Below are 22,522 nucleotides of genomic sequence, written 5' to 3'. Positions count from 1 at the left end.
CGGCATCCTATCACGGGTGCCGGCCTATCATGGGCCTGGTATATGACCGCTGATCAACCTTGCACCAGGTTCTGCGGCTGGCCGTCGGCCCACGCGGCAATGTTGGCCAGGGTAGTGCCAGCAATCGCCGCCAGCGCTTCGCGGGTCAGGAACGCCTGGTGAGCCGTGACGATCACGTTGGGGAACGTCAGCAGGCGGGCGAGTACGTCGTCTTGCAGCGGCAGGTCGGAGCGATCCTCGAAAAACAGCTGGGCTTCTTCCTCATACACATCCAGGCCCAGGTAGCCGAGTTGGCCGTTCTTGAGGGCTTCGATCAGCGCAGGCGTGTCCACCAGGCCACCGCGACCGGTGTTGATCAACATGGCGCCCGGCTGCATCTGTGCCAGGGAACGTGCGTTGATCAGATGCTTGCTGTCGGCAGTCAGCGGGCAGTGCAGGCTGATGATCTGCGCCTGGGCCAGCAGCTCGGGCAGGCTCACATACCGGCCGCCAAGGGCCTGGACCTGCGGATTGGGGAATGGGTCGCAGGCGAGTAACTGGCAGCCGAACCCGGCCATGATCCTGGCAAAGGTGGCGCCGATCTGCCCGGTGCCGACCACGCCGACGGTTTTGCCGACCAAATCGAAACCAGTGAGCCCGTGCAGGCTGAAATCGCCGTCGCGGGTGCGGTTATAGGCGCGGTGCAGGCGACGGTTGAGGGCCAGGATCAGCGCGACGGCATGCTCTGCCACCGCGTGGGGCGAGTAGGCCGGTACACGCACGATACTCAGGCCCAGGCGCTGGGCGGCGGCCAGGTCGACATGGTTGTAACCGGCCGAACGCAGGGCAATCAAGCGTGTGCCGCCGGCGGCCAGGTGTTCCAGCACCGGTGCGCTGAGGTCATCGTTGATAAAGGCGCAGACCACTTCGTGGTGTTCGGCCAGGGCCACGGTGTCGAGGTTCAGGCGGGCCGGTTGGAATTGCAGCTCGACACCTGCGGGCAGCGGCTCGCCGAGAAAACTGTCGCGGTCGTAGGTCTGGCTGCTGAAAAGAATGACGCGCATTAAAAAGCTCCCTGCAGTCTTAAATCTGGACACGTTACCCCGCAAAAGCCCGCACTCCAATAAATGGGATTCAGGCGCTGACCCGCGCTTCACTGGCCAGCCGTGCAATCGCCATGTCCAGTTCATCCAGCGCGGCGATGGCCTTGGCGTCGTCTTGTTTAAGCAAGGTTTCCGCGCGCTGGCAGGCGGCGCGCAATTGCGGCACGCCGCAGTAGCGGGTGGCGCCATGCAGGCGGTGTACACGTTCGATCAGCGCATTGTTGTCTTTGGCTTCACGGGCTGCGGTGATCGCCAGGCGATCGGCTTCCAGCGATGCCAGCAGCATGGCAAGCATGTCGGCGGCCAGGTCGGCTTTGTTGGCCGCCAGGCGCAGGCCTTCCTCATGATCCAGTACCAGCAGTTGCACGCCGGGCGCCAAACCGTCAGTCGCGCGCTCCGGGCCTTGATTGCGCAGGGCCAGACCGGTCCATTTCAACACCACTTGGGCCAACTGCCGCTCGCTGATGGGTTTGGTCAGGTAGTCGTCCATACCGCTTTGCAGCAGCGCGCGTTTCTCGTTGGCCATGGCGTGGGCGGTGAGGGCGACCACCGGCAGCGGCGTACCGTGGCGCTCGCTTTCCCACTGGCGGATCGCCTCGGTGCTTTGGCGCCCGTCCATGCCTGGCATTTGTACGTCCATCAGCACCAGGTCGAAGGTTTCCTGCTTCACCGCGTCGATGGCTGCATAACCGCTTTCGACCGCGTGCACTTTGGCGCCCATGTCTTCGAGCAACGTTTGCACCAGCAACAGGTTGGCCGGGTTGTCGTCCACGCAGAGTACGCGCGGCGCTCGGCTGGAGAGCGGTTCGCCGGGCTCGCTGCGCAATGGGCGCGGGCTGATCAAGTCGGCCAATGCGCGGCGCAGTTTGCGCGTGCACGCAGGTTTGGCTTGCAACTGACTGTTAGGGTTGGGTACCGATTGGTTGAACAGCATCTGTTCGGTGGTCGGGCACAGTACCAGCACCTTGCAGCCCAGGTGTTCCAAGTCCCATAGATGCTGGTTGAGGCGTTCGGGCGGAATGTCATTGGCGGTGACACCGAGCACCGCCAGGTCAATGGCCTGTTCGGTCTGGTGCGCGCTGGTGATGCCATTGGTCAGGCTTTCCAGGGTGTTGAACGGTGTCACTTCCAGGCCGCAATCCTCCAGTTGGTGTTGCAGGGCCTGACGCGCCAGCTCGTGGTTTTCCAGCACGGCCACACGGCGGCCGAGCAGCGGCGGCGAAGGCAGGTCTTCGGCGTCGTCGCGGGTTTTGGGCAGGCTCAGGCTGATCCAGAACTCCGAGCCTTCGCCCGGTGTGCTGTCTACGCCGATCTCACCGCCCATCTGCTCGATCAGCCGCTTGGAAATCACCAGGCCCAGGCCCGTGCCGCCGGGTTGGCGCGACAGCGAGTTGTCGGCCTGGCTGAAGGCCTGGAACAGCGCACGCACGTCCTGGTTCGACAGGCCGATGCTGGTGTCTTGCACACTGATGCGCAGTTGCACGCTGTCTTCCTGTTCGTCCTCGACCATCGCGCGGGCCACAATGGTGCCTTCGCGGGTGAACTTGATCGCGTTACTGATCAGGTTGGTAAGGATCTGCTTGAGGCGCAACGGGTCGCCCACCAGCGCCAGCGGCGTGTCGCGGTATACGAGGCTGACCAGCTCGAGCTGTTTGGCATGGGCGGCGGGGGCTAGGATGGTGAGGGTGTCTTGCAGCAAGTCGCGCAGGTTGAAGGGCACACTGTCGAGGACCAGCTTGCCGGCTTCGATTTTCGAGAAATCGAGGATCTCGTTGATGATGCCCAGCAGGTTGTCGGCGGATTTTTCGATGGTGCCCAGGTAATCCAGCTGGCGCGGCGACAGCTCGCTTTTTTGCAGCAGATGAGTGAAACCCAGGATGCCGTTGAGCGGCGTGCGGATTTCATGGCTCATGTTGGCCAGGAACTCCGACTTGATGCGGCTGGCTTCCAGGGCCTCCTTGCGCGCCAGGTCCAGCTCGATGTTCTGGATCTCGATGGTCTCCAGGTTCTGGCGCACGTCTTCGGTGGCCTGGTCGATGCTGTGTTGCAGTTCTTCCTGGGCATTTTGCAGGGTTTCGGCCATGCGGTTGATGCCCGAGGCCAATTGGTCCAGTTCCTGGCTGCCCAAGGGTGGCAGGCGGGTTTCGAGGTTGCCGTCCTTGAGTTGGGCCACAGCTTGCTTGATCTGGCCAATGGGCGAGTTGATCGTGCGGCTGATGCGCAGCGCCAGGGCGGCCGTGCAGATCAGGCCGATGGCGATCAGCAGCAGGCTGGCAAACAGGCTGCGATAGCCGCGCAGCAACATGCCATTGTGCGACAGCTCGACTTCGACCCAACCCAGCAGGCGGTCGGCTTCGTCGGGGATCAATTCGCCGGCGAGGTTGCGATGGCGACCGAACACCGGCAGCAGGTAGCGCGTGGCGTCATTGCCGCTGCGCTGCAGCAGGTGCGAACTGTTGCCGACCGGCGCGAGGTTAAGCATGGTCGGGCCGGCGTGGGCCAGGGACGAGCGGTCCGGTGCCAGGAACGACACGGCGCGCACGTCGGGTTGCTCCAGCGACTGGGTGGCAATGCGCTCAAGCAGGTCGGTGTTCTTGCTGCTCAACGCCGGGGCCACCAGCGGCGCCAATTGCTCGGCGATCATTTCGCCGCGTTGCAGTAATTGGGTTTGCAACTCCGACAGCTGCATCCAGGTGAAATAACCCCCCAACAACAGGGCCATCAGGCTGGTCGGTAATAAGGTCAGCAACAGTACGCGGCCTTTTATCCCCATTCTTCTAAGCACGCCACTCTCCTGCTACCACACTGTTTTCGATGATCTGCGCGGGTATCCGGTCCGCGCCACCTGCGCAGTGTAGCCATTTGCGCGGTGTGGAACCTCGCAAATTAATGATCGACGTCAATCTCCGAGAGCAATCTCCGAGGCCTCGGCAGCCGGGTGGCGATTGCCTGTCACCGTTTAATCTTGAATAATCAGCCATTGAGAATGACTTGCAGACGCTAATGAATCCCGCAGTTGGCCTACCCACTATCCTGACAATTGAAGATGACCCGGTATTGGGCGCCTATGTGCATGAGCACCTGGGCCGCTGTGGCTTTCAGGTCACCTGGTGCCAGAACGGCCAACAGGGCCTGCAGATGGCACGTGACCAGGCATTCGACGTGGTGCTGATGGATATCCTGCTGCCGGGCATGGACGGTTTGTCGATTCTTACGCATTTGCGCCAGGACCATGCGATGCCGGTCATCCTTATGTCTGCGCTGGGCGCCGAAGCCGATCGCATCAGTGGTTTTCGCCTGGGCGCGGACGACTACCTGCCCAAGCCGTTCAGCATGATCGAACTGCGCGTGCGCATTGAAGCCATTCTGCGTCGCGTGGCCCTGGACCGGCGGCCGTTGCCGCGGCGTTTACCGGCGCATGACGATGCGCGTGGCCTGCGCTTTGACGATGAGCTGTACGACGTGTTCTTCCAAGAACACTGGGCCGGGCTGACGCGCAGCGAGTATCGCCTGCTCGAGACCTTGCACCGTAGCGCCGATGAAGTGCTCAGCAAAGCCTTCCTTTACCAGCATGTGTTGCAGCGCGGTTACGCGCCCCACGACCGCAGCCTGGACATGCATATCAGCCAGATCCGCCGCAAGCTCAAGGCCATCGGCTACAGCGAGCGCGAAGTGCGCACGGTGTGGGGCAAAGGTTATGTGCTGAGTGGCTATGATGAAGGGCTTTAAACGGCTGCCCGGCCGGCATTCGTTATTCTGGAAGCTCGCTTGCCTGCTGATTGCCTTCTGTTTGCTGATGATCTGGCTCAGTTGGTCCTGGGGCCGGTACATGGAAGAGCAGAACGCCTATGTGGCCGAGGAATCCCGCGAGATCCTGCGCGGCTATGCCGCGGGCGCGGAACTGGCCTGGAGCACCCAGGGCAGTGCGGGCGTGGACGCCTGGTTGCAATTGATGGGCACGCGTGAATCCACCTGGATCGGGGTGATCGGCAACGACTTGCAGTCGCTGAGTAACATGCCGCTGAGCGACAAGGAAAGCCAGCGCCTGACCTTTCTGCGCGGGCTGGAGTGGCCGGTCAGCCGGCACGTCAAAGGCCTGCCCTGGGTGAAAATCCCGTTCCCGGTCGACCCTGGCGCCGGCTCGCTGGTGATCGAATTGCCCAAGCGCTTTATGCCGGGGCGCTATCAGGTGTTCTGGCGCGTGGTGACCAACGGCGTGATCCCCGGCCTGTTTACCTTGCTGCTGTGCGTGGGGCTTTACCGGCTGCTGATCATGCCTTTGAACCAGTTGCGCGAGCAGGCCAACGCCTGGCGCGCCGATCAATTGAATACGCGCATGTCCCGCGAGGCCACCAGCCGCCAGGATGAATTGGGGGAGCTGGGCCGCGCTTTTGACCACATGTCCGAACGTTTGCAGGGCACCGTGGAATTGCAGCAACAGTTATTGCGGGACATGTCCCATGAACTGCGCACGCCGCTGAGCCGTTTGCGCGTGGCCTGTGAAAGTGAGCAGGACCTGACGCAGCTGCGCGAGCGCCTGGGCCGCGAGATTGACGCCATGCAGCGCCTGGTGGAAGACAGCCTGCAACTGGCCTGGCTGGACAGCGAGCGAACGCCATTACCCGAAGAGGCCATCCAGCTTCAGGCCTTGTGGGACATGCTGCGGGAAAACGCCTGTTATGAAAGTGATTGGCCTGCAGCGCGTTTGCCGTGCCTGTTGCCCGCTGACTGCTGGGTGCGTGGCAACCTGAATGCGCTGGCCCAGGCTCTGGAAAATATCCTGCGCAATGCCATCCGGCATTCCCCCGCCCAGGGGCGGGTGACGCTGGACGGCTGTCGTGAGGGCGATACCTGGCATATCTGCCTGCAAGACCAGGGCGGCGGTATTGATGAGCAGGACTTGGAACGCATCTTTGCGCCGTTCACCCGCCTGGAAGGTTCGCGACCGGGTGATGGCGGTTTCGGCCTGGGCTTGAGCATCGCCCGCAATGCCATACAGCGTCAGGGCGGGACGTTGTGGGCGCAAAACACCGCGCAAGGTTTGTGCGTACACCTGCGGTTGCCGGCGCGCTAGTCTTCAGCCGCGCCGTTGCTTGCGTTTCTTCCACTGGTGCGCGACCCACCAGCGCCAATAACCCATCGTCAGGCAGTAAGCCAGCGCGGCCAACACCAGCCCGCACACCACCGAACCCAACAGGAACGGCTGCCACAGTGTGCCCAGCTGGCTGCTGATCCATTCCCAGGTCAGGTTGTCGGGCAGGCTGCGCGGCGGCGTGTTCATCAGCCAGGCGCCGGTCAGGTAGGTGCAGAAGAACACCACCGGCATGGTGATCGGGTTGGTCAGCCACACCAGGCTCACGGCAATCGGCATATTGCCGCGCACGGCGATCGCCAGAACTGCCGCCAATAACATCTGCAACGGAATCGGGATAAACGCCGCGAACAGGCCCACCGCCATGGCGCGTGCGACGGAATGGCGATTCAGGTGCCAGAGGTTGGGGTCATGCAGCAACTTGCCGAGAAATCGTAAGGACTTGTGTTCCCGGATACTCGTGGGGTCGGGCATGTACCGTTTGAATAAGCGCCGGGGCATAAGGGGTCCAGGTCAGTTCGAGGGGCAAGTATGCCCGCATTCTATAAACAGAAAATTCAGACTTTGTGACAAAACATCAGAGGCCGCGCGGGGTATCCAACTAAGACTAGTGGATCACTGGAAAAGGATGATTCATGAGAACAGGGATGTTCGCGTTCGGAATGGGCTTATTGTCGCTGCGATTTTTACCCGCACTACCGGCCACCGCATGGCTGTTGGCCATGTTGGTCGTGGCCTTGATGCTGCTGCCGTTTCGAACCTATCCGCTGGCGTTTTTGTTGTTGGGCGTGAGCTGGGCGTGCATGAGCGCGCAATGGGCGTTGGACGACCGGTTAAGGCCAGATCTGGACGGTCAGACTCGCTGGATTGAGGGGCGCGTCATCGGGTTGCCGCAAAACACCAGCACCGGCGTGCGCTTCGAATTGACCGACAGCCGGTCACGCAAGGCCCGGCTGCCCAAGCGTATCCGGCTGTCCTGGTATGGCGGGCCGCCGGTTAACAGTGGCGAGCGCTGGCGGCTGGCGGTCACGCTCAAGCGGCCTACGGGTTTGCTCAATTTCCAGGGTTTTGACTACGAGGCCTGGCTGCTGGCCCAACGCATCGGTGCCACCGGTTCGGTGAAAGATGGCCAGCGCCTGGCGCCGGCTCGCCATGCCTGGCGTGACAGCGTCCGCCAGCGCCTGCTGGCGGTGGATGCTCAGGGCCGCGAGGCGGGGCTGGCAGCCTTGGTGCTGGGCGACGGCTCGGGGCTCACGACTGAGGATTGGCGAGTGTTGCAGGACACGGGCACGGTGCACCTGTTGGTGATTTCCGGCCAGCACATTGGCTTGCTGGCCGGTTTGATCTACGCCCTGGTGGCCGGGCTGGCGCGCTACGGTTGCTGGCTCCGGGCCCTGCCTTGGCTGCCGTGGGCCTGTGGCCTGGCGTTCAGCGCCGCGCTGGGGTACGGCTTGCTGGCGGGTTTTGGTGTGCCGGTGCAACGGGCCTGCGTGATGGTCGGGTTGGTGCTGCTGTGGCGTTTGCGGTTTCGCCACTTGGGTGTGTGGTGGCCGTTATTGCTGGCCTTCAATGCTGTGCTGGTGCTGGAACCGCTGGCCAGTTTACAGCCAGGGTTCTGGTTGTCGTTTGCTGCCGTGGCCTTGCTGGTATTGGCGTTCAGCGGGCGTCTGGGCGCGTGGAGTATCTGGCAGGCCTGGACCCGCCCTCAATGGTTGATCGCCATCGGTTTGTTTCCGGTGTTGCTGGTGCTGGGGTTGCCTGTCAGCCTGAGTGCGCCAGTGGCCAATCTGTTTGCCGTGCCGTGGATCAGCCTGGTGGTGCTGCCGTTGGCGCTGATGGGCACCGCATTGTTGGCGGTGCCGTGGGTGGGAGAGGGCTTGTTGTGGTTGGCCGGTGGCGCGTTGGACGGCCTGTTCACAGGCTTGGCGCTGCTGGCCGGGTTGCGCGCAGCGTGGCTGCCCGCCGACGTGCCGTTGGGTTACTGGTTGATCAGCCTCGCGGGCGCGGTGCTTTTACTTTTGCCCAAAGGCGTGCCACTGCGGCTGCTGGGCTGGCCTATGCTGTTGTTAGCGGTTTTTCCACCTAAGACCTTGGTGCCGCACGGGCAGGTGGAGGTGGTGCAGTTGGATGTCGGTCAGGGGCAGGCGGTGGTGCTGCGCACGCGCCATCACGCCATGCTCTACGACTCAGGCCCGCGCTCAGGTGCGGTTGACCTGGGCGCGCGCGTGGTGCTGCCATCCCTGCAAAAGCTTGGAGTGGCGGCGTTGGACGCGATGGTGATCAGCCACGCTCACGCTGACCATGCCGGCGGCGCCGCAGCGGTTGCCCGTGCGCTGCCCGTCGGGCGGGTTATTGGTGGCGAGACCGAAGGGCTACCGGCCTTTCTCGCGGCCCAGCCCTGCGTCAGCGGTGAGCGCTGGGAGTGGGATGGCGTTTCGTTTGAGTTGTGGCAATGGCCTGGCGCCACTAGTGGCAATCCGAAATCCTGCGTCTTGCAGGTACAGGCCCGTGGCGAGCGCTTGCTACTGACGGGCGATATTGATGAGGCGGCCGAAAAAGCCTTTCTCGCGTCGCCCTTGGCGGTGCCTACCGATTGGCTGCAAGCACCGCACCATGGCAGTCGCAGTTCCTCATCCTGGGCGTTTTTGCAACGGCTTGCGCCCGAGGCGGTGCTGGTTTCGCGTGGCCGTGGCAATGCGTTCGGGCATCCTCATCCACAGGTGACGGCGCGTTATCAGGCGCTGGGCAGCCGAGTCTACGACAGCGCCGAGCAAGGTGCCGTGCGTGTGCAACTGGGCAGTTTTAAACCACCGGTTGTTGCGCGCAGTCAACGGCGATTCTGGCGCGAAGCGTTACCGTGATAAAGGCTTACCCAGCACCTGGGCGTGTGACAGGCGGGCCTGGCGCCTACGAACCACGCCGGTGAACCTATATGGTAAAGTGGCGCACTTTTTCGAGGGGACATTCACTGTGTGGGAATTGGTCAAATCCGGCGGCTGGATGATGCTGCCGATTATCTTGAGCTCCATCGCCGCACTCGGCATCGTTGCCGAACGTTTGTGGACCCTGCGCGCCAGTCGCATAACCCCCGAGCACCTGCTGGGGCAGGTCTGGGGCTGGATCAAGAACAAACAGCTGGATAAAGAAAAACTCAAGGAACTGCGCGCCAACTCGCCATTGGGTGAAATTCTGGCGGCGGGCCTCGCCAACTCCAAGCATGGTCGCGAGATCATGAAGGAGTGCATCGAAGAGGCTGCCGCCCGGGTCATCCACGAAATGGAGCGCTATATCAATGCGCTCGGCACCATCGCGGCCATGGCGCCGTTGCTGGGTTTGTTGGGCACGGTGCTGGGCATGATCGACATTTTCAGCTCGTTCATGGGCTCGGGCATGACCACCAATGCCGCCGTCCTGGCGGGTGGTATTTCCAAGGCCTTGATCACCACGGCAGCGGGCTTGATGGTCGGTATTCCGTCGGTGTTTTTTCACCGGTTCCTGCAGCGCCGCATCGATGAACTGGTGGTCGGCATGGAGCAGGAAGCCATCAAGCTGGTGGAAGTGGTGCAGGGCGATCGTGATGTCGATTTCGTTGAGGGCCGAGCGTGAAATTTCGCCGCAAGCAACGGGAGAATGTTGATATCAACCTGGCGTCGCTGATCGACGTGGTCTTTATCCTGCTGCTGTTTTTTGTCGTGACTACCACCTTCACCCGCGAAACCCAGCTGCGGGTTGATTTACCCGAAGCCGTGAGTGGCTCACCGGCCGAAGACCAGCAAACCAAGCAACTGGACATTGCCATCAGCGCCGACGGGGTGTTTTCGGTGAACAACCAGTTGCTCGAAAAAAATGACCTTGCCAGCCTGATGGCCGCCCTGGAGAAAGAGTCCGGCGGCGATACCAAAATGCCGCTCTCCATCAGCGCTGACGGCAAAACCCAGCATCAAGCCGTGATCACCGCCATGGATGCCGCCGGCAAGCTGGGCTTCAGCCATCTGCGCATGACCACCGTCGAGGCGGCGAGCCCGCCCTGATGGCCATGTCCGATCGTTTGCTCAAGGCGTGGTACGAGGGCCATCCGGCACTGGTACTGCTGCGGCCGCTGGAATCTTTGTACCGTCGCGTTGTGCAGCGCAAACGCGCGCGTTTCCTGGCGGGCGAGGGTGAGATCTATCAATCGCCGGTGCCTGTGGTGGTGGTGGGTAATATCACTGTCGGCGGCACTGGCAAGACGCCGTTGATTCTGTGGCTGATCGAGCACTGCCGGCGCAGCGGCCTGCGGGTCGGCGTGGTCAGCCGCGGCTACGGTGCCAAGCCACCGCAGTTACCCTGGCGGGTCGAGGCCAGCCATAGCGCCGAGGTGGCTGGCGATGAGCCGTTGCTGATCGTTCAGCGCTGCGGCGTGCCCCTGATGATCGACCCAGACCGCAGCCGCGCCGTCAAAGCCTTGCTGGCCAGTGAACCCCTTGACCTGATCCTCAGCGACGATGGCCTGCAGCATTACCGCCTGGCCCGCGACCTGGAACTGGTGCTGATCGATGCCGCCCGTGGCTTGGGCAACCGCCACTGCCTGCCTGCCGGGCCTTTGCGCGAGCCGGTGGAGCGCCTGCGCAGCGTGGATGCGCTGCTTTACAACGGTGCCGGGGTCGATCGCGAGGATGGGTTTGCCTTTCGCCTGCAACCCACGGCGCTGATCAACTTGAAAACCGGTGAGCGCCAATCGGTCGAGCATTTTGCCGCCGGCCAGCGGGTCCATGCCGTCGCGGGTATCGGTAACCCGCAACGTTTCTTCAATACCCTCGAAACGCTACACTGGCAGCCGATTCCCCATGCGTTTGCCGACCATGCGCCCTACAGCGCAGAGGTGTTGAATTTCACACCGTCATTGCCGTTGGTGATGACCGAAAAAGACGCGGTGAAGTGCCGCGCCTTTGCCCAGCCCGACTGGTGGTACCTTGCAGTGGATGCATTGCCGTCACCGGCGTTTGTAGCCTGGTTCGACACGCAATTGATGCGCCTGCTGCCTGCCCGACTCTTGCCTTAAACCGCTTTTTCCAGGAAATACTCATGGACACCAAACTGCTCGACATCCTCGCTTGCCCGATCTGCAAAGGCCCGCTCAAGCTCAGCGCCGATAAAACCGAGTTGATCAGCAAGGGCGCCGGCCTGGCTTATCCGATCCGTGATGGCATCCCGGTGATGCTGGAAAGCGAAGCCCGTACCCTGACCACCGATGAGCGCCTGGATAAATGACCACCGCCTTTACCGTTGTCATTCCTTCGCGCTACGCCTCCACGCGCCTGCCGGGCAAGCCGCTGCAATTGATCGGCGACAAGCCGATGATCCAGCTGGTGTGGGAGCAAGCTTGCAAAAGCAGCGCCGAGCGCGTGGTGGTTGCCACCGACGACCCGCGCATCATCGAGGCCTGCAAAGGTTTCGGCGCTGAAGCGGTGCTGACCCGTGAAGACCACAATTCCGGCACCGACCGCCTGGCCGAAGTCGCCACGCAACTGGGGCTGGCACCCGATGCGATTGTGGTCAATGTGCAAGGTGACGAACCCTTGATCCCGCCCTGCGTGATCGATCAGGTCGCCGCCAACCTGGCCGCCCATGGCGAGGCGCGCATGGCCACCCTGGCCGAGCCCATCGAAGACATCGAGACCCTGTTCAACCCGAACGTGGTCAAAGTGGTCAGCGATATCAATGGCCTGGCGCTGACCTTCAGCCGCTCGACCCTGCCTTGGGCGCGTGATGCATTCGCCAAACAGCCCGACGTATTGCCCCAGGGCGTGCCGTACCGTCGCCATATCGGCATCTATGCCTACCGCGCCGGTTTCCTGCATGACTTCGTCAGTTGGGGGCCGTGCTGGCTGGAAAATACCGAGTCCCTGGAACAGTTGCGTGCCCTGTGGCACGGCGTGCGCATCCACGTGGACGACGCGCTGGAAGCGCCGCCCGCCGGTGTCGACACCCAGGAAGACCTTGAGCGCGTCCGCCGCCTGCTGGGGGCCTGATGGAGGTTCTGTTCGTCTGCCTGGGCAATATCTGCCGCTCGCCCACCGCCGAAGGTGTGCTGCGCCATAAATTGCGCGAAGCGGGGCTGGCCGGCCAGGTTGAAGTAGCGTCTGCCGGTACGGGTGAATGGCATATCGGCAACCCGCCGGACCGGCGCAGCCAGCGTGCTGCGCTGGTACGCGGTTACGACGTGTCGGCCCAGCGTGCCCAGCAGGTTTCGCGTGCAGATTTTGCTCGATATGACCTGATCCTGGCCATGGACCACAGCAACCTGCGCAACCTCAAGGCGTTGCACCCAGGCCAAGGCAAAGCCGAGCTGGACTTGTTCCTGCGCCGCTATGACACCGAAGTGGACGAAGTGCCAGACCCTTACTACGAAGGCGAGCAGGGTTTCGAGCGGGTCCTGGACCTGATTGAACGCGCCTGTGATTTATTGGTGATCGAATTGAAGGGGCGGTTATGACCTTGCAAGTGCTTGCGCAGGTATCGCTCAAGCCATTCAACAGCTTCGGCATCGACGTGCGCGCCCAGTGGTTTGCCGAGGCCCGCAGCGACGCCGATGTACGTGAAGCCCTGGGCTATGCGGCGGCGCAGTCATTGCCGCTGTTGGTGATCGGCGGTGGCAGCAACCTGCTGTTGACCCAGGATATTCAGGCGGTGGTGTTGCGCATGGCCACCCAGGGCATTCGGGTGCTGCAGGACGACGGTGTAAACGTAGTGGTCGAGGCCGAAGCGGGCGAAGCCTGGCACCCGTTTGTAGTGTGGACCTTGGAACACGGCTTCTGCGGCCTGGAGAACCTCAGCCTCATCCCCGGCACCGTCGGTGCAGCGCCGATGCAGAACATCGGCGCCTACGGCGTGGAGATCAAGGACGTGTTTGCCAGCCTCACCGCACTGGATCGCCACACCGGCAAGCTGCGCGACTTCAACCTGCAGGAATGCAACTTCGCCTACCGCGACAGCCTGTTCAAGCACGAAACCGGGCGCTGGCTGATCCTGCGCGTGCGTTTCGCCTTGAGCCGCGCCAGCCACCTCAAGCTCGACTACGGCCCGGTGCAGCAGCGCCTGGCCGCGCAGGGCATCACCGAGGCGACGCCGAGCGATGTCAGCCGGGCCATTTGCAGCATCCGCCGCGAAAAACTGCCCGACCCGGCAGAACTGGGGAATGCCGGCAGCTTCTTCAAAAACCCACTGGTGTCCCAGGTGTTGGCAGCTGAGCTGAAGGCGCAGTACCCGGACCTGGTGGCCTACCCGCAGACCGATGGGCAAATGAAGCTCGCCGCTGGCTGGTTGATCGATAAAGCTGGCTGGAAGGGCTTTCGCGACGGCGATGCCGGCGTGCATAAACTGCAGGCGCTGGTGCTGGTCAACTATGGTGCGGCCACCGGGCACGACATTGCCAACCTGGCACTGCGCATCCAGCGTGATATTGCCGAGCGTTTCAAGATTGATCTGGAAATGGAACCCAACCAGTACTGAGCGTCAGCAATCCTGTGAAAACAAAAATGCCCCGTATCTTTCGATACGGGGCATTTTTTATTGCGTTAGCAATCAGTCATCGCGGCTCATGATGCCGAAGATCTGCAGCAGGCTGATGAACAGGTTGTAGATCGATACATACAGGCTGATGGTCGCCATGATGTAGTTACGCTCACCGCCGTGGATGATGGCGCTGGTCTGGAACAGGATGCATACGGAGGAGAACAGCACAAAACCCGCGCTGATCGCCAGCTGCAAGCCACTGATCTGGAAGAACATGCCGGCAACCACTGCCGCCAGCAACACGAAGAAGCCTGCGGTAATGAAGCCACCCAGGAAGCTCATGTCCTTACGGCTGATCAGCACATAGGCCGACAAACCACCAAACACCAGGGCAGTCATGGCAAATGCCGAACTGACCACTTCCGCGCCGCCGGCCATGCCGAGGTAACGGTTGAGGATCGGGCCAAGGATAAAGCCCATGAAACCGGTCAAGGCAAACGCCGACACCAGGCCCCAGGCCGAGTCACGCAGCTTGTTGGTCAGGAAGAACAGACCGTAGAAACCAATCAGCACGACAAAGATATTCGGGTAGCCAACGCGCATCTGCTGCGCCACATACGCCATCACGCCGCTGAACGCGAGGGTAAGGGCGAGCAAGCCGTAGGTGTTGCGCAACACGCGGCTGACTTCAAGCTGCTCAGCCTGCGCGTTACCATTCAGTGCGTAATTCTGTTCGCGCATGGCGACACTCCTTCAGTTTTGAAACATTCAGTCGCAAGGATCATAACAGACGCTCTGTAACAAGCCATGGCAAGAGTTTGACAGTGTGTTTCATTCGGGTATTATGGCGCCCGCTGACACGGGATGGGCTACTATAATCCTGTGATGCAAAAGGGAAATTGGCAGAGTGGTTGAATGCACCGGTCTTGAAAACCGGCGGACGTTAATAGCGTCTCCAGGGTTCGAATCCCTGGTTTCCCGCCAAGATTTACACGAAAGCCCCGCGATTGCGGGGCTTTTGCGTTTCTGGGGTTTCTTCGTGGCGGGGTTGTATTTGTTCCGCGCTTCATAACTATTATGGAAGTGTTCCAGAACTTTTCTAATTTGACGGCTTCGCAGTGGCGCCAAGCCTTCTGTAAACGCGCTTTGTGATTTCCTGATTGCTATGCCCCAGCAACAGGCTTGCATCGCCAATATCCACGATTTCTGACGCCGCTTTGGGTCGAATATCCCGGAACTGAAACCCGCCGATCTTTGCGGCAATCGCAGGGGCTCCCTGCTCAATTCAGTAACTACGATCACCTCGTTAGCATCTGTGTAAAACAGTAGCGATGACATAGCTCTTCCTTGAGTTGACAGTAACTGCCTATATGCGCGCCTCAACACCCGGCAAACTGTACGCCTGCCGGGTTCAAGAGCGTTTAAGGCATCAAGACTGAGTCGACAACGTGGATTACGCCTTTGGACTGCATAACGTCTGCGATGCTGATACTCGCTTTACCGCCTTTGGCATCGACAACCCAAAGCTTGCCGTCGTGCAGCTTAATATTCAGCGACTCCCCCTGAACTGTTTTCAACACAACGGTGCCACCATTCTTCTTGGCGTCGGCCATCAGCTGTGCTGATGTATGTGTGCCAGCAACTACATGGTAGGTCAGAATTTTAGTCAGGTCGGCTTTGTGCTCAGGCTTGACCAGAGTTTCGACGGTGCCTGCTGGCAGCTTGGCAAAGGCTTCGTTTGTCGGAGCGAATAAGGTAAAAGGACCTTTGCTGTTGAGTGTATCAACCAGGCCGGCAGCTTTGACTGCCGCTACCAGTGTGGTGTGGTCCTTTGAATTGACTGCGTTCTCCACGATGGTTTTGCTTGGGTACATCGCTGCGCCTCCGACCATTACAGTGTCGGCAGCAAAGCTGAGAGTTGCAGTAACGGAGAGAATCGCGAAGCAGCCTGCAGCAGCAATTTTTTTGTAAAAGGCGTGCATGATGTATCTCCTTGGCTCTTATGCCCTCCGAGTGAGGGTATTGAATCTACGAGCCAACGATCAAAGTGGATGCACCTTTTCAGACAATAACTTTTTAAGCGCAACGCCTGCCGGTTCAAACCTGTCGGTCGCTGTTCCTGACATTCCATCCACACTGAATGCCTGGGCAGGGGCGCAATTGTGATTTGTCCGTTCTTGGTCAAAAATGGTCATTCCACCTGCCTGCCAAATCAGCGACGATTCAGTATGAGTAGTTTAAAAAGCCCGAGATTCAAAAAAATAAGGTCTGTATTTGCGACAGTGTTGGTCGTCGTGATAGCAGGGTTTGTGCTGAGATACTACGAGGCAAAGGATGAGGCGAATATTGCGTTTCAGGAGTATTTACGTTCAAACCAACAGGTGACTACTCAGATAGGTAATGTTGCTTCCTTAACCTTGTTGAAACGGTTTGTATACGATGAAAGTGACACTGGGCCAGGTTTTCATCTTTACCTTTACTTGGTCAAAGGCGAGCATGGGAGCATGACTGTAGAAGTCAAAAGGATCGAGGGGAGCTCGCAGATTGTGATCAGTGATATACAGCAGTAGCTGAATCGTTCCGAATTTCGTAGGCACTCCTGGTGGTCGGCTATTTGCCGATATCCCTGACTCGATATCCTTTCGGCAGGTCGCTAGGCTATTCGACTTTCTTGCCTGGCAGACGGATGACAACGAATCAGCGATGACTCGCACCGCTGAGCGCTGGCTCGTCGAAGGCGCAGATCTGCGCAAGATTCAGATCGCTCTAAACCTCGAGGTGTACCCGTTTGCGGACGAGCATGAGATGTACCGCGTGTTGTCTGACGTGGCGGTGTCTCTCCCGCAGATGGCGGGTAGATGCCAGTCGCTGATTAGCGCTCGGAAAAGTCGCTAGATAGCACCTGGTCACACAGTCAATTCAGCACATTCAGCCCGCGCAATGGCGGGCTTCAAGCCAATACGGTGCACGGCGCCTATCCCGCCCCATGCAAATCGCCACGATGAGCGATATGCACCTTGTTGCCATCCGGATCACGCAGGTACGCACCGTAGTAACCGTCACCATAGTGGGTGCGTTGGCCAGGCTCACCTTCATCTGATCCACCTGCAACAAGCCCTGCTGCATAGGCGGTATCTACCGCATCTGGAGAGGGTGCAGTGAAAGCCACCATGCTGCCGTTCCCTGCTCCGGCCTCATTGCGGTCATAAGGGCTGTACACATAAAAGCGCGGGAGAGCGCTATCTGGCTTTATCCAGCATGCCGAAGGTGGCCCGCCATCAGGGGTTACAGGCCTACGACAGAGCCCCAGGGGGATCAGCACTGCGTCATAGAAGGTAGACGCTTTATCAAGATCGTTTGTCCCAACGGTTACGTGACTGAACATCCCGTATTCCTACTTACGAAGGCGAGGCATTATCGTGTCATTTTGAGGGTGGGCGTGTATAGCGGTCGTCGGCTAAGGCGGCGAGGGCGAGTCTCGGCCCTCCAAATTGCAGACAAAGAAAAGCCCGCGATGGGGAGTAGCGGGCTTAAAGGGATGTTCTCTAGGAGCTGGGGTAACCATAAGCGCCCGAGTGTGAAAGGGATGTGAAAGGTTGCGCTCAGTAGGACATCGCGATTGCCTTGACGTTGTCGCCTGATACGGCCTGTGCTGACAAATGCCAGTAAGGCGATTGTCAGAAACCAGAAGCCCGGCGCTGGGCCGGGCTTCGATATAACAGCGTCAGACACTAACGATGCTTGTTCTTGTGTTTATGCTTGTTGTTGCCTTTGTGCTTTCTGCCATCGGATCGATGATTGCTCTCATCATCCGCCAGGTTGTTTCCCAGCGCACCACCCGCCGCGCCGCCGAGACCTGCACCGATAGTCGAGCCGGTGGTACCGCCGAGGCGATTACCAATCAATGAGCCACCCGCCGAGCCGATTCCTCCACCCAATGCAGCTTCCGCCCTATTGCCTTTTTGAGCACCGACAGCACTGCCGGCGGCGCCACCTACGCCTGCGCCTACCGCTGCGCCCGTTGAGCCGCCGAGCTGTTGACCTACGATGTTGCCAAGTGCACCACCAACGCCGCCTCCAAGGGCGGCTGTGCCATCTCCGGCAGCCATCGCTCCTTGCGAAATGAGGACGCCCAACAATAGGGCGGGCAGTGTCATTTTCATTTTGTGAACCTCTATGGGTTGTCAGCGGGCGCTCACGGTTTAAAGCACGCCTAGCATTGGGACTCGACCAAAAGTTTGAAGTTCTTTGCGGGCGATGCCTGCGGGCGAATGGTTGTAACAAGATATGAACGTGCCGCCTCACCTCATCCTCGCACCCCATAGAAGTGGCTCAGCACTATCAGCTCAACTACAGCCACGAAAACGCACAGCGCAACGAAGCCAGGGCTGAAGACCCGCTTGCGATTGGATGAGCCCCCACCCAGCCAGCCTTCGTTGCTAGCGCCTGGGATGACCATGAGGAACGGGAGCGTGGCTTATCGGCAGTTCGACCGCCTGGTCTTGGACGATGGTCGGGAATAAGGTCAAGTTTTCTGACGCAGAGATAACACTTACATACCAAGAGTAGGCATGATCACCCGGCCGCACTCTATGAGTTGGCCGGCTGTTACTTGAAGCTCACGGGTGGGTTTCGCTGTATACCCGGCAAGGAAGCCGGCGGCGACAAGCGCAATGCACAGTAAGGTGTTTCTCAAGATCATGCTGGGCGCTCGCTGAATGATTGATGTAAAAGCAAGCAGCACTGATTCCGGATTATGCAAAAGGTTCCTGATGTTACCGCTCATTGAGCTATGGTAATCACCAGCACTGTCGATCAGGGACTGATCGCCAGGCACATGCCATTGCGCACTGAGAACACTGAACTACTCTGATTAGAGGCGTTCGTATTGCGATCATCTGGTTTTTGATAGGGCACCATGGATAAGCGGCTCGCAGGTCTATCTTTTTTGCTTACCCTGGGATGGGTTGCCACAGTGGTATCTGTAATGTGGTACTTCTACGACAATTAGTCTAACGGCCGAATCACTTCTAGCCCCACAATTACCTAGGCTCCTGCCAACACGAACAACACCTTTGAAGCACCGGCGATCAATTGAGAGAGGCGCAGCAGCTTCTGCTCCGTCATGGAGCGCGGCGCCGAAGCGCCGCGCTTTACATCACGCCACGATGTCGCTGATGGCTGCCTGGCCGACGGTGGTGACGAGAAAATCCGCCACGCCGTGCCCGGAGAAGTCCACCGCCAAGGTGCCCAGGTTGGTACCCGAGGCATAGCTCAGCACAGCATCGCCGGTATGCCCGGTGAATGCATTGACGAAGCTCAAGCCTGTACCTTTGGTAATGCCCGACAGGTCGATCTTGTCGGATCCCGAGATGAAGTCAAAGATCTTGTCCGCCGCACCCGGCTTGGAGTCGGAACTGGCACCGAACACAAAGGTGTCGTTGCCGGCGCCGCCCCACAGTTGGTCCGCACCGCCACCGCCGTAAATGATGTCGTTGCCGGCACCTCCTTTGATGATATTGGCGGCGTTGTTGCCAATGATCAGGTCGTTGCCTGCGCCACCAAAAGCGTTCTCGAGGGTAACGCCCTTGGCGATGGACACGTTACCCACCAGGCCGCCGACGTCGGATAACGAGGCCTCATTGAGGTTGATCTTCTGGTTCTGGGTGAAGCCGGAGAAGTCCAGAGTGTCGTTTCCGCCACCGTCCCAGACCGAGAACACCAGCTTGTCGGCATTGGAGGTGGCGCTGTAGAAATCACGCCCGGTATTGGAGTTGAACCCGTAAGTGGTGTCGCCGGCGCGGGTGGCGTAGTTCGCGCCGTAGAGCTTCTGGACCGCGGCAATGTCGTCGATCAGCGGGCCGGCTGCATAGGCTTCGCCTGCGCCTTTACTGAAGTTTTGATCGGTGTTGCTCTCGCTCCAGTAACTCATCACGGAGTACCCGTGTGTATCTTCGGCATATTTCGCATCCGAATAGGATGGCTGACCCACGCTGGCATCGTAGGCGCCTGGGTGTTGCAGGCCAAGCGTGTGACCAATTTCATGGGTTAGCGTTTGACGCCCGTAATTGCCGTTCGCTGGCGTTAAGTTCTCTTGGTAGCTTTTATTGGTATAAAACAATGCGTCGCTATTTCCACTATTGTTTGGATAGAACGCAAACGCCGACCGGGCACCGCCATGCTGCAGGTCATTGCTGTAGTTGCCCAAGGATATATGGGCGTCGCCTCCGCTGTTAGATTCCCTGAATGAGATATTAGCGACGTCCGACCAGGATTGGAACGAAAGGGCTGCCTGGGATTTCTGTTGTGCGTTGAAAGCGACGAAGCCAGAAACTTTCTCGGCGGCGTAAGAATTACTTTCTGAGGTCAGAAAACTGTAGGTGAAATTGTATTTGCCGTTATGGTCATTATCACCCCAATAGTAACCGCCTCGGGTTATTTCATCAGCGGCCTGCGCAACAGTGTAAGACGGCTTGCCATTTATATAAAATCCTCCTCGATCATACACGTGTGAAAAACTCAGAAGGCTTTGGTAGTCTTCACTTGTCTGGAAGCCTGCCGACGAGGGAGTTGGATTAACAAGATTTTTCGTTGAGACAGTCATAAGTTTACATTCCTTCGTATCCATTGAGTGTGGAGTGCTATAGGCTTATCACGTGTTCGTTGTTTTCTTGTTGTGTTCATCTTTATAAAGGAGTAATGCGTTTAGTGTTATTTAAAAATTAAATATAATATATAACGTATTGAAATATCCTTAAATATTCTGCGGGCGTTCAAGTGAGTGAGTGGCGGTTGCTCGTTATCGTTCGAGCCAATGAGTTATCCACGTCATGTCGCTACGTCACAGTTACGATATTCATGCCCGTGCCTGGAATGAACAAGTCATGAGTCGCGAGCGTTGGGCCATGAAAAAAATCATGCAGGTTTTCAGTTTTAGCGGTCCAGTTATTGAGGAGTCAATATGCGGATTTTGATAGTGTCTCTAGCGGTGGCGATGCTGGCGGGGGTGTTCCAGCTCGCCAATATCGGCGGACAAGGCCGAGCCTCTGCCCGCCAGCCGCGTTTTCAGAGGGTAAAGACTGGTATGGGCGTCTGCACACGATTGATTTTTTAATTGATGGCAAGTTGATCGCAGGTGTAGCCAGTGGCGAAGTGCACGATTTGGTTTAAAGGCAGGGCCGCACATTATCGCCGTTACCACCGGCGGTCCGCTGATTGAGCGTGAGATAGATCTAAAGGCAGGTGAAACTGTCAGGCGCCGCATTCCCAATGGTCCTGATCTGGATGTGATGCCGACGGCCTATAAATGAGCGCGCCTCAGGATATTACTCGCCACGCGTACCTTCCCCTCTCCAGGGGCGGCGACTGTAGGCAACCCTGTTGAAGGTCATCGGACAACGGCGTGACACTTATGACGGCGTGAGCATGCGGGCAGGTTCGAGAGACCTGGGCGCTTTGGCCTCTGAAGACTCCGCATGCAGACAGGGCCTTGTGCGCGCATCACACGCGCAGTAAACCCAGGGTTACGGCAACAATATCGTCGAGCCGGTGGTCAATTGTGCGCTGAGTGCCTCATGTGCGAAGCGGGCATCCTTCAATGGATAACGTTGGTGAATATTCACTTTGATATGGCCCTGGCGAATCATCGAAAACAGCTCGTCAGCCATTGTTTGCAGGTTTGTGGCGTTATTTGCGTAAGCAGGCAGGCCTGGGCGCGTCACATAGAGTGATCCTCTTTCAGTCAGCGAACTCAGCGCAACATCCTCCACGGCTCCAGAGGCATTGCCAAAGCTGACTAACAGGCCGCGCGGCGCAAGGCAAGACAGTGACGTTTCCCATGTGTCCTTGCCTACGCCGTCATAGACAACCGGGCATTTTCGGCCGTCTGTCAGTGACAGTACGCGTGCGACAACGTCTTGCTCGCGGTAAACAACCGTTGCCCAAGCGCCTGCCGACCGAGCGATGTCGGCTTTCTTGTGAGAACTGACAGTTCCGATAAGTTTAACCCCCAAAGCGTTGGCCCATTGGCAAGCAATTGCGCCGACACCCCCAGCAGCGGCATGAAATAAAACAACTTCCCCTGCCGTGAGCCGATAGGTCTGACGGAATAGGTATTGCACTGTAAGGCCCTTGAGCATAACAGCGGCTGCGTCTTCAAAACTGATGTGGTCGGGCAAATGAACGAGATTATCTTCAGGCAATGTATGCAACTCGCTATACGCACCGAGTGGGCCGGTCGCATAGGCGACACGATCTCCCGGTTTGAAACGAGTCACTGCCTTCCCGACCGAGTGGACTATACCCGCTCCTTCAGACCCCAGCCTCGAAGGGAAGTCCGGAACGTTGTACAGCCCGCTGCGAAAGTAGGTGTCGATAAAATTTACACCGATCGCCTTGTTGCACACCTGCACTTGATAGGGCTCCGGCGCCGCGCAAGGCGCCTCCACATAGTTCAATACCTCGGGTAGACCCTGCTGTTTGAACTCAATCCTTCTTGTCGATAGCGGCATTCGGTTATCCATTGTGTGCATTCAGTCCTTGTCTTTACTCTGGAGGGCTGATCCCTCTGCGCCAGAGTAACTGTATAACGCCATTTTTTGATTTTCTGTTGATCTTTATTTGCAACAAATAAGTTGTATTTAAATTTTGCATAATGCGATTTGTGAATTGCACCAAAAAAGGGCAAGTCATGTGGCGAGGGACGATCATGGATCATTATTTTTAGTAAATTCTATAAAAAACAATAATTTATCGTGATTTATCAAGCGTTTTATTCCGGCTTTACCCTACGCCTCCAACGCAAAAACTTTTATTTTGCTCTTTTTTGGTGCGATAAAAAAATTGTAAAAGGGTG

General features: G+C 58.8%; 19 protein-coding genes, 1 tRNA gene and 1 pseudogene. 11 read left to right on the top strand and 10 right to left on the bottom strand.

Annotated elements, in window-relative coordinates; translation table 11 throughout:
* Positions 1-53 precede the first annotated feature (53 nt).
* Both ACTD9P_RS09295 and ACTD9P_RS09290 read right to left on the bottom strand, forming a co-directional pair.
* On the bottom strand, positions 54-1,043 hold the full coding sequence (locus ACTD9P_RS09295; RefSeq protein WP_438867493.1) for a 2-hydroxyacid dehydrogenase: 990 nt from the start codon (positions 1,041-1,043) through the stop codon (positions 54-56).
* Positions 1,044-1,113: 70 nt separating this feature from the next.
* A complete protein-coding gene (locus ACTD9P_RS09290; RefSeq protein WP_438867492.1) occupies positions 1,114-3,867 on the bottom strand; it encodes a response regulator in 2,754 nt (917 codons plus the stop codon).
* A gap of 218 nt (positions 3,868-4,085) precedes the next feature.
* Here ACTD9P_RS09290 and ACTD9P_RS09285 point away from each other — a divergent pair, with 218 nt between their 5' ends.
* Entirely contained in the window at positions 4,086-4,811 is a 726-nt protein-coding gene (locus ACTD9P_RS09285) for a response regulator transcription factor (protein ID WP_438867491.1), read from the top strand.
* Positions 4,798-6,156: a sensor histidine kinase gene (locus ACTD9P_RS09280; protein WP_438867490.1), complete on the top strand. Its 1,359-nt coding sequence runs from the start codon at positions 4,798-4,800 to the stop codon at positions 6,154-6,156. Before ACTD9P_RS09285 ends, ACTD9P_RS09280 begins: the two co-directional genes overlap by 14 nt.
* Positions 6,157-6,159: 3 nt before the next feature.
* Here ACTD9P_RS09280 and ACTD9P_RS09275 read toward each other — a convergent pair whose 3' ends face one another.
* A complete protein-coding gene (locus ACTD9P_RS09275; RefSeq protein WP_138814977.1) occupies positions 6,160-6,675 on the bottom strand; it encodes a DUF2062 domain-containing protein in 516 nt (171 codons plus the stop codon).
* A 134-nt stretch (positions 6,676-6,809) separates the two neighbouring features.
* Between ACTD9P_RS09275 and ACTD9P_RS09270 the strand changes: the two genes are divergently transcribed.
* From ACTD9P_RS09270 to murB, 8 genes are all read left to right on the top strand, one after another.
* Positions 6,810-9,035, top strand: coding sequence for a DNA internalization-related competence protein ComEC/Rec2 (locus ACTD9P_RS09270; RefSeq protein WP_438867489.1), 2,226 nt, complete (start codon positions 6,810-6,812; stop codon positions 9,033-9,035).
* Positions 9,036-9,144: 109 nt separating this feature from the next.
* Positions 9,145-9,780 (top strand): flagellar polar localization protein PocA, encoded by a 636-nt coding sequence (gene pocA / locus ACTD9P_RS09265; protein WP_016969293.1) that lies wholly within the window; start codon positions 9,145-9,147, stop codon positions 9,778-9,780.
* Positions 9,777-10,205, top strand: coding sequence for a flagellar polar localization protein PocB (gene pocB, locus ACTD9P_RS09260; protein WP_438867488.1), 429 nt, complete (start codon positions 9,777-9,779; stop codon positions 10,203-10,205). Before pocA ends, pocB begins: the two co-directional genes overlap by 4 nt.
* Entirely contained in the window at positions 10,205-11,215 is a 1,011-nt protein-coding gene (gene lpxK, locus ACTD9P_RS09255) for a tetraacyldisaccharide 4'-kinase (RefSeq protein ID WP_438867487.1), read from the top strand. Before pocB ends, lpxK begins: the two co-directional genes overlap by 1 nt.
* Positions 11,216-11,238: 23 nt before the next feature.
* Positions 11,239-11,424: a Trm112 family protein gene (locus ACTD9P_RS09250; protein WP_003174668.1), complete on the top strand. Its 186-nt coding sequence runs from the start codon at positions 11,239-11,241 to the stop codon at positions 11,422-11,424.
* Positions 11,421-12,185 carry a 3-deoxy-manno-octulosonate cytidylyltransferase gene (gene kdsB / locus ACTD9P_RS09245; RefSeq protein WP_438867486.1) on the top strand — a complete coding sequence of 255 codons (765 nt, stop codon included), beginning with the start codon at positions 11,421-11,423 and terminating at the stop codon, positions 12,183-12,185. Before ACTD9P_RS09250 ends, kdsB begins: the two co-directional genes overlap by 4 nt.
* Positions 12,185-12,649 (top strand): low molecular weight protein-tyrosine-phosphatase, encoded by a 465-nt coding sequence (locus tag ACTD9P_RS09240; protein ID WP_438867485.1) that lies wholly within the window; start codon positions 12,185-12,187, stop codon positions 12,647-12,649. The genes kdsB and ACTD9P_RS09240 overlap by 1 nt, the downstream gene beginning before the upstream one ends.
* A complete protein-coding gene (gene murB / locus ACTD9P_RS09235) occupies positions 12,646-13,665 on the top strand; it encodes a UDP-N-acetylmuramate dehydrogenase (RefSeq protein WP_438867484.1) in 1,020 nt (339 codons plus the stop codon). Before ACTD9P_RS09240 ends, murB begins: the two co-directional genes overlap by 4 nt.
* Before the next feature lie 72 nt (positions 13,666-13,737).
* Here murB and ACTD9P_RS09230 read toward each other — a convergent pair whose 3' ends face one another.
* A complete protein-coding gene (locus ACTD9P_RS09230) occupies positions 13,738-14,409 on the bottom strand; it encodes a Bax inhibitor-1/YccA family protein (RefSeq protein ID WP_058419884.1) in 672 nt (223 codons plus the stop codon).
* A 152-nt stretch (positions 14,410-14,561) separates the two neighbouring features.
* Here ACTD9P_RS09230 and ACTD9P_RS09225 point away from each other — a divergent pair.
* Positions 14,562-14,652: transfer RNA gene (locus ACTD9P_RS09225), tRNA-Ser, on the top strand.
* 115 nt (positions 14,653-14,767) lie between these two features.
* Here ACTD9P_RS09225 and ACTD9P_RS09220 read toward each other — a convergent pair.
* The 6 genes and pseudogenes from ACTD9P_RS09220 to ACTD9P_RS09195 form a co-directional block, all read right to left on the bottom strand.
* Positions 14,768-14,929: pseudogene (locus tag ACTD9P_RS09220) on the bottom strand (integrase); the annotation flags it as partial.
* A gap of 160 nt (positions 14,930-15,089) precedes the next feature.
* Entirely contained in the window at positions 15,090-15,650 is a 561-nt protein-coding gene (locus ACTD9P_RS09215; RefSeq protein WP_438867483.1) for a fasciclin domain-containing protein, read from the bottom strand.
* Between the two features lie 992 nt (positions 15,651-16,642).
* A complete protein-coding gene (locus ACTD9P_RS09210; protein ID WP_438867481.1) occupies positions 16,643-17,053 on the bottom strand; it encodes a VOC family protein in 411 nt (136 codons plus the stop codon).
* 346 nt (positions 17,054-17,399) lie between these two features.
* Complete coding sequence (locus ACTD9P_RS09205; protein ID WP_428553394.1) at positions 17,400-17,831, bottom strand: hypothetical protein; 432 nt, start codon at positions 17,829-17,831, stop codon at positions 17,400-17,402.
* A gap of 995 nt (positions 17,832-18,826) precedes the next feature.
* The gene (locus tag ACTD9P_RS09200; RefSeq protein WP_438867480.1) at positions 18,827-20,272 is read right to left on the bottom strand and encodes a serralysin family metalloprotease; all 1,446 of its coding nucleotides are present in this window, start codon (positions 20,270-20,272) and stop codon (positions 18,827-18,829) included.
* A 919-nt stretch (positions 20,273-21,191) separates the two neighbouring features.
* The gene (locus tag ACTD9P_RS09195) at positions 21,192-22,190 is read right to left on the bottom strand and encodes an NADPH:quinone reductase (RefSeq protein ID WP_438867479.1); all 999 of its coding nucleotides are present in this window, start codon (positions 22,188-22,190) and stop codon (positions 21,192-21,194) included.
* Between the last annotated feature and the right edge of the window lie 332 nt (positions 22,191-22,522).

It is taken from the genome of Pseudomonas onubensis (genome assembly GCF_965653655.1).
Taxonomy (GTDB): domain Bacteria; phylum Pseudomonadota; class Gammaproteobacteria; order Pseudomonadales; family Pseudomonadaceae; genus Aquipseudomonas.
This window is presented reverse-complemented; position numbering and strand designations above follow the sequence as displayed.

Coding starts and splice junctions, on each gene's coding strand:
- ACTD9P_RS09295 (WP_438867493.1), bottom strand. CDS start 1,043: ATGCGCGTCATTCTTTTCAGCAGCCAGACCTACGACCGCGACAGTTTT.
- ACTD9P_RS09285 (WP_438867491.1), top strand. CDS start 4,086: ATGAATCCCGCAGTTGGCCTACCCACTATCCTGACAATTGAAGATGAC.
- ACTD9P_RS09280 (WP_438867490.1), top strand. CDS start 4,798: ATGAAGGGCTTTAAACGGCTGCCCGGCCGGCATTCGTTATTCTGGAAG.
- ACTD9P_RS09275 (WP_138814977.1), bottom strand. CDS start 6,675: ATGCCCCGGCGCTTATTCAAACGGTACATGCCCGACCCCACGAGTATC.
- ACTD9P_RS09270 (WP_438867489.1), top strand. CDS start 6,810: ATGAGAACAGGGATGTTCGCGTTCGGAATGGGCTTATTGTCGCTGCGA.
- lpxK (WP_438867487.1), top strand. CDS start 10,205: ATGGCCATGTCCGATCGTTTGCTCAAGGCGTGGTACGAGGGCCATCCG.
- ACTD9P_RS09250 (WP_003174668.1), top strand. CDS start 11,239: ATGGACACCAAACTGCTCGACATCCTCGCTTGCCCGATCTGCAAAGGC.
- kdsB (WP_438867486.1), top strand. CDS start 11,421: ATGACCACCGCCTTTACCGTTGTCATTCCTTCGCGCTACGCCTCCACG.
- ACTD9P_RS09240 (WP_438867485.1), top strand. CDS start 12,185: ATGGAGGTTCTGTTCGTCTGCCTGGGCAATATCTGCCGCTCGCCCACC.
- murB (WP_438867484.1), top strand. CDS start 12,646: ATGACCTTGCAAGTGCTTGCGCAGGTATCGCTCAAGCCATTCAACAGC.
- ACTD9P_RS09230 (WP_058419884.1), bottom strand. CDS start 14,409: ATGCGCGAACAGAATTACGCACTGAATGGTAACGCGCAGGCTGAGCAG.
- ACTD9P_RS09215 (WP_438867483.1), bottom strand. CDS start 15,650: ATGCACGCCTTTTACAAAAAAATTGCTGCTGCAGGCTGCTTCGCGATT.
- ACTD9P_RS09210 (WP_438867481.1), bottom strand. CDS start 17,053: ATGTTCAGTCACGTAACCGTTGGGACAAACGATCTTGATAAAGCGTCT.
- ACTD9P_RS09205 (WP_428553394.1), bottom strand. CDS start 17,831: ATGAAAATGACACTGCCCGCCCTATTGTTGGGCGTCCTCATTTCGCAA.
- ACTD9P_RS09200 (WP_438867480.1), bottom strand. CDS start 20,272: ATGACTGTCTCAACGAAAAATCTTGTTAATCCAACTCCCTCGTCGGCA.
- ACTD9P_RS09195 (WP_438867479.1), bottom strand. CDS start 22,190: ATGGATAACCGAATGCCGCTATCGACAAGAAGGATTGAGTTCAAACAG.